Raw genomic sequence first — 5,505 nt, forward strand, 5'->3', positions numbered from 1 at the left:
CTCGGTGTAGCCCCAAACCGTTACCCCGTCAGCCGTTCATAGTGCGCGACCCCTGGGTGGGCCGGTGACCCGCGCGGCCGCGTGCGGATGATGCCGGCGGCCGGACGAGGCCGATCCGCGTCCGCGTCCCCCGCGGTGCCGTCCCGGGAAGCAGCCCCCTTCCTTGCGGGCGGGTTGCGGCCGCTCAGGGAGCGTGAAGGCGGGGCCGGCGCGAACCCCCGGGCCCGGCAGGCGGCATGGCCTTTGCCACGGATACGGTGCCGAGGCTGCCGGACTTCGTCCGCCGGATCGGCCAGGGGCGCCCCGCATGTCCGTGCCTGTTTTGCCGTCCGAACTGTCCGGGGTCTGGACCGCCCTCGGCCTGCTCAGCCTGCCGGCCCTCGTCGCGATCAACGGCCTGTTCGTGGCCGCCGAGTTCGCCCTCGTGGCGGTCCGCAAGACGCGGGTGGACGAGATGGTCCGCCAGGGCCGGGGCGGGGCCGCCGACGTCCGGGACGCGGTGTCTAACCTCTACCGCTCCATCGCCGCCACCCAGCTCGGGATCACCCTGGCCAGCATCGCCCTCGGGTGGGTCGCCGAGCCCGCCCTGGCCGGGCTGCTCGAGCCCGCGTTCCACGCGCTCCCCTCCCCGTGGGCCGGCGGCGCGGCCCACGCCGTGGCGGTCGCCCTGGCCTTCCTCCTCATCACCTTCGCGCACGTCGTGTTCGGCGAGCTGGTGCCCAAGACGATGGCCCTGCAGCGACCGGACCAGACCGCGCTGTGGGTGGCCCGGCCGCTGGGCTGGTTCGCCGCCCTCACCCGCCCCCTGGTCGCCGCCATGAACGGCGTGGGCGGCCTCGTCCTGCGGGCGTGCGGGTTCCAGCCGGCGGCCGCCGGCGAGGCGGCCCACTCGGCCGAGGAGCTGGAGAGCCTGGTCGACGAGACGCAGGAGGCGGGCAAGCTGGCCCCGGCCCAGGCGGCGGTGCTGCGCAAGGCGTTCCGCCTGTCGGGCCGGACGGTGCGCGACTGCATGGTGCCCCGCGGGGCAGTGGACGCCGTCGAGGTGCGGGCCCCGGCCGCACAGGTGCTCGACGTCATCCGGCGGACGGCCCACACACGGCTGCCGGTGTACGACGGCGACCTCGACCGGGTGGTCGGGGTGGCGAACACGAAGGACCTGCTGATGGCGTACGTGGAGACGGGGGTGGTGTCGCTGGGGGCGGCCCTGTACCCGCCGCTGTTCCTCGGGCCGGACGGGGACGTGTCGGCGGCGCTGGAGGCGCTCCGCGCGGCCGGCCGCCCGATGGCGCTGGTGCGCGACGGGGAGGGCCCGGTGCTGGGGATGATCACGCTGGAGAACGTGGTCGAGGAGATCGTCGGCGAGATCGAGGACGAGCACGACCGGCCCACGCCGCGGCAGGAGCTGGGGCCGGAACACCGCGCCGCGGGGCGGCGCGCCGGCCGCCAGGCTGACCTCGGCCCGCCTCGCGCTGGGGCTGCGAAGGGCGGCGGGTAGACGGGGGCGGACCAGCCGCAGGTGCGGCTCGTGCACGCGAGCGCCGGGGCGTTCCGCGCGTGCCCGGGACGTCCACCCGGGGGCGCGGGTCGACAGGCGCCTGTGGCACTCGCCCTCGGTCCGCTAACCGTTCGCCGGCCCTTTGCCCGCTTCGTCCCTCGGGATCACCTTCACGCCGATGCCCTTGATGTCCAGTTCCGTGTCGCCGGCCGCATCCCGGTCGGCCCGCTTGATCCAGTCGAAACGGTGCTCCTTCAGGTACACCACAACACTTCAAACAAGGCTCCGGTACTCACGACTCACCCGAAGTTCCTGGGGCGGCGTCTTGGCCGCTGCCGGCCAGCCCCGCCACGCCCGGCCGGGTTGGGCGGACCACGCCGACGGCCAAGCCCGACGAGCACTCCCACGGTCGCGAGGAGCTCCGGTTCCGCATCGTGCTGACGAACCCGGAGGCCATTCGGGACGGCGCGTTGTGGGCGGGCTCGAAGTCGGTGGTGTGCGCGGTGAGTCGGCGACGGGTGAACGGGAAGGACGGGCGCGAGGTGCGCGACTCCATCAGCAGTCGCCGGGGGTCCGAGAAGATGTTCCGGGGTGCGCCCCGCCGGCACTGGAGCAGCGAGAACGAGTGCCACCGGGTTCTGGATGTGGCGCCGCGTGAGGACGACCACCCGCTCCGGGAAGGGCACGCGCCCGAGGACACGTCCGTGGTCCGCGGGACGGCGCTGGCCGTGCTGAAGAAGGCCAAGGCCCCGATCGGGATCAACGGCCAGCGACTGGGGGCGGGCTGGGACGAGCCGTTCCCCGAACACGTCCTACGCGATTACCTCGGAAAATGAGTGCAATTGTCCCGCACGCGGACCACGGCCGCCAGCGACGCTCGGCACAGCCTACCACGCCCGGAGGAGCTGGGCGAGTTGGTCAGCGCGGGTCCCGTCTTCCGCTCGGGTGCCGGCGGCGGAGCCGCACGAGCCCGTACCCCGCGAGGGCCGCCGCGAGTGCCCGCGGGCCGAACTGAGCGGCTGGGGGTCGGCGTAGAGTTCCCGCACGGGCTTCAGGCTCCGCTTGACGCTCTTGACCTCGCTGGCGGGGCTGCCGTCGGCGGTGCGGTAGTACCCTTCCGCGTACCGCACGTAGGCGAGGAGCACCTCGGCCACGGTGATCGCGGTGGAGACGGTGGGTGTGCCGGTCGGCGAGGTCGCGAGTTCGAGTTCGAGCCGGGCCTTGGCGGCGAGCGACTCGGGCGACCCGTACTTGCCGGGCAGCAGCTTCTGGTGGCGGGTGCCGGTGGGGTCGGTCCACGCCGCGCGGGCGCGTCCGGCCGGACTGGCGGTGGAGCAGGTAGGACGGGGTGAGTTTGCGGCTCGGGGGCACGGTGCGGAACCTCCAAAATCGTTCCGTGGAATTTTCCACGGAACGTCGGTTTGGAAGCCGCGCCCGGGGCCGGCCCGGGGCAAGCGTGAAACGCTTCGGCTGTAGGGGATCAGGCCAGTGGGTCCGGTCGGAGTCGAACCGACTTCCAAGGTGTTATGAGCACCCTGCTCGACCGTTGAGCTTCGGACCCGGCCGCGGCATCTTATCACACCCGCCGCCCGCGCACAGCCCGCCGGGCGGTCCGTATCATCTCCCCCATGTTCACCGAGCGCTTCATCGACACGGGCGAGGTCCGCGTCCGCGTCCTCTCCGGCCCCGGCGACGGCCCGCCGGTCCTGTTCCTCCACGGCATCTCGCGGTGCGGCCGCGACTTCGCGCCGCTGTTTCCGCACCTCGCGGGCTCGTGGCACGTCCACGCGCTCGACCACCGCGGGCACGGCCGGTCGGGCCGCGTTCCGGGCGGCTACCGCGTCGTCGATTACGTCCGCGACGCGGCCGCCGTGGTGCGGGCGCTGCCCGAACCCGTCGTGCTCTTCGGGCACTCGCTCGGGGCGGTGACGGCCGCGGGCGTGGCGGCCGCCGAGCCCGACCGCGTGCGGGGCGTGGTCCTCGAAGACCCGCCGGGGAGCAGCTTCCTGGCCCGGCTCGACCGGACGATGTACCACCCGCAGTTCGCCGCGGCGCAGCGGCTGGCGGGGCAGAACCGGCCGGTCGCCGACCTCGCCCGCGACCTCGCGAACACCCCCCTGCCCCAGCCGAACGGCGGCACGGCGCGGCTCGGCGACTTCCGCGACGCGGCGATGATCCGGTTCGCGGCGCGGTGCCTCCCGGACGTCGACCCCGGCGTGTTCGACCCGCTCCTCGGCGGCTCGTGGCTGGACGGCTACGACGAGGAGGCGATCTGGCGGGGCACCCCGTGCCCGGTGCTGCTGCTGCGGGGCGAAGAGGCCCGCGGGGGGATGCTGCCCCGGCCCGACGCCGACCGCATGACCGCGGCGCTCGCCGACTGCACGCGGGTGGACGTGCCGGGTGCGGGCCACCTGATCCACTGGCTCTCGACCGAGGCGTGCGTGCGGCTCACGCTGAGCTTCCTCGAATCGCTCCGTCCCTGACCACGAGGGCGACCGATGACCGAAGAGGAGTGGCTAGATTGTTCCGACTGGCGGGCGCGGTTTGACTTCATTGCTGGCAAAGTGAGTGATCGAAAACTGCGCCTCTTCGCCGTTGCGTGTTGCCGCCTGTCTTGGCACGTCCTCAATGTTCTGAGTTGTCATGCGGTCGAGACGGCGGAGCGATACGCGGACAACAGTATCTCCGTCGACAACCTCCGTGAGACGCGAGCGCTGTTTCGGGCTGCGGATACCGATTTTCCTCGGCACATCATTGGTGGCATCAGCTACCGTCCTGACTTTGGCGGAGACACTTGCGACGCTAACGCATCTTGGGCCGCCCGGTCCGCTATGAGGGAATCGGCCGATGCTGTCACCTGGCATACCTTGCGGGCATCCGGTCGCGATTTTACCGCCAGCGACTTTGCCGCGACTCTCGACCGTGCAATGAAAACTCGGCGTGACCTGCTCCACGATGTCCTCGGCCCTCTCCCCTTCCGCTCCGTAGCCTCCTCTCCCGAGTGGCGCACGTCAACGGCGGTCGCACTGGCGCAGGGGATGTACGAGTCGCGGGACTTCGGCGCGATGCCGATCCTTGCCGACGCGCTGCAAGACGCGGGGTGCGACAGCGACGACGTGCTGAACCACTGCCGCGGGCCGGGACCGCACGTCCGCGGGTGCTGGGTCGTTGACCTCGTGCTCGACAAGCAATGACGGTACGCTCTTCGGTGGAGGACACGCCATGACCGCCGCCACGATCACCCCGCCCCCCGCTCCCCAACCGCCCGTCGCCCCGCGAGCCGTGCCGCAACCGGCCGCGGCCGGCTGGTCCCCGCGCCGCTGGACGATCGCCGAGTACCGCAAGCTCGGCGAGACCGTGGTGTTCGACGGCGTGAAGACGATGCTGATTCACGGGGAGGTCTTCACGATGGCGCTGCCCAAGCCCCCGCACGACACCGCCCTCAGCCTGCTCCACGAGTTCTTGCGGACCGCGTTCGCCGCGGGGCACTACGTCCGCAACCAGCAGGGCTTCGACATCGGCACGGACAACGACCCCGGCCCGGACCTCGCCGTGGTCACGGGAACCATTCGCGATTACGCGAACCGGACCCCGACCGCCGCGGTCCTGATCGCCGAAGTGTCCGAGACCACGCTGTTCATGGACCTCACGACCAAGGCCGAACTGTACGCCACGGCGGCGGTGCCGGAGTACTGGGTCGTCGACCTTCCGGGCCGCCAGTTGCACGTGTTCCGCGACCCGGTCCCGCTGCCGGCCGGCCTCGGGGCGACCGCGTACCGGAGCCACACCACGCACGCCGAGACCGAGACCGTGGCCCCGCGGGCCGCACCGGCCGCCGCCGTTCGCGTCGCCGACCTGCTCCCGTGACCGCGGCCGGGCGAGCGGGCGCACCCCTCCAACAACACCCGCTCTCATACCAAGTACGATTGGACCGGAACCGTGGGGTATTGGTCCGAGCCCGAGCGCCGAGCGAGGGCCAGCGTGGACCCTCGCTCGGCGCTCGGGCTCGG

At 72.3% G+C, this 5,505-nt stretch carries 7 protein-coding genes and 1 tRNA gene; 5 read left to right on the forward strand and 3 right to left on the reverse strand.

Features of this window, described 5'->3' with window-relative positions:
- Positions 1 to 307 precede the first annotated feature (307 nt).
- On the forward strand, positions 308 to 1,495 hold the full coding sequence (locus ACTIGN_RS15930) for a hemolysin family protein (RefSeq protein ID WP_439625544.1): 1,188 nt from the start codon (positions 308 to 310) through the stop codon (positions 1,493 to 1,495).
- A gap of 123 nt (positions 1,496 to 1,618) precedes the next feature.
- On the opposite strand, the gene ACTIGN_RS15935 is transcribed toward ACTIGN_RS15930, so the two are convergent.
- Complete coding sequence (locus ACTIGN_RS15935; protein ID WP_439625546.1) at positions 1,619 to 1,759, reverse strand: hypothetical protein; 141 nt, start codon at positions 1,757 to 1,759, stop codon at positions 1,619 to 1,621.
- A 68-nt stretch (positions 1,760 to 1,827) separates the two neighbouring features.
- Between ACTIGN_RS15935 and ACTIGN_RS15940 the strand changes: the two genes are divergently transcribed.
- Positions 1,828 to 2,331 (forward strand): ISAs1 family transposase, encoded by a 504-nt coding sequence (locus ACTIGN_RS15940; protein WP_439625553.1) that lies wholly within the window; start codon positions 1,828 to 1,830, stop codon positions 2,329 to 2,331.
- A gap of 51 nt (positions 2,332 to 2,382) precedes the next feature.
- Here ACTIGN_RS15940 and ACTIGN_RS15945 read toward each other — a convergent pair whose 3' ends face one another.
- Positions 2,383 to 2,649, reverse strand: a complete 267-nt coding sequence (locus ACTIGN_RS15945) for a hypothetical protein (protein WP_439625548.1) — start codon at positions 2,647 to 2,649, stop codon at positions 2,383 to 2,385.
- A gap of 335 nt (positions 2,650 to 2,984) precedes the next feature.
- A tRNA-Ile gene (locus tag ACTIGN_RS15950) sits at positions 2,985 to 3,056 on the reverse strand.
- Positions 3,057 to 3,123: 67 nt separating this feature from the next.
- On the opposite strand from ACTIGN_RS15950, the gene ACTIGN_RS15955 reads away from it, so the two are divergent.
- From ACTIGN_RS15955 to ACTIGN_RS15965, 3 genes are all read left to right on the forward strand, one after another.
- The gene (locus ACTIGN_RS15955) at positions 3,124 to 3,978 is read left to right on the forward strand and encodes an alpha/beta fold hydrolase (RefSeq protein WP_439625549.1); all 855 of its coding nucleotides are present in this window, start codon (positions 3,124 to 3,126) and stop codon (positions 3,976 to 3,978) included.
- A 444-nt stretch (positions 3,979 to 4,422) separates the two neighbouring features.
- A complete protein-coding gene (locus ACTIGN_RS15960; protein ID WP_439625550.1) occupies positions 4,423 to 4,689 on the forward strand; it encodes a hypothetical protein in 267 nt (88 codons plus the stop codon).
- A gap of 28 nt (positions 4,690 to 4,717) precedes the next feature.
- Positions 4,718 to 5,362, forward strand: a complete 645-nt coding sequence (locus ACTIGN_RS15965) for a Uma2 family endonuclease (RefSeq protein WP_439625551.1) — start codon at positions 4,718 to 4,720, stop codon at positions 5,360 to 5,362.
- Positions 5,363 to 5,505: the final 143 nt, after the last annotated feature.

Source organism: Gemmata sp., assembly GCF_051859125.1.
Classification (GTDB): Bacteria; Planctomycetota; Planctomycetia; order Gemmatales; family Gemmataceae; genus Gemmata.

What these genes read in the sequence shown, in the direction of transcription:
- ACTIGN_RS15965 (WP_439625551.1), top strand. Translation starts at nt 4,718, where the DNA reads ATGACCGCCGCCACGATCACCCCGCCCCCCGCTCCCCAACCGCCCGTC.
- ACTIGN_RS15955 (WP_439625549.1), top strand. Translation starts at nt 3,124, where the DNA reads ATGTTCACCGAGCGCTTCATCGACACGGGCGAGGTCCGCGTCCGCGTC.
- ACTIGN_RS15930 (WP_439625544.1), top strand. Translation starts at nt 308, where the DNA reads ATGTCCGTGCCTGTTTTGCCGTCCGAACTGTCCGGGGTCTGGACCGCC.
- ACTIGN_RS15960 (WP_439625550.1), top strand. Translation starts at nt 4,423, where the DNA reads ATGAAAACTCGGCGTGACCTGCTCCACGATGTCCTCGGCCCTCTCCCC.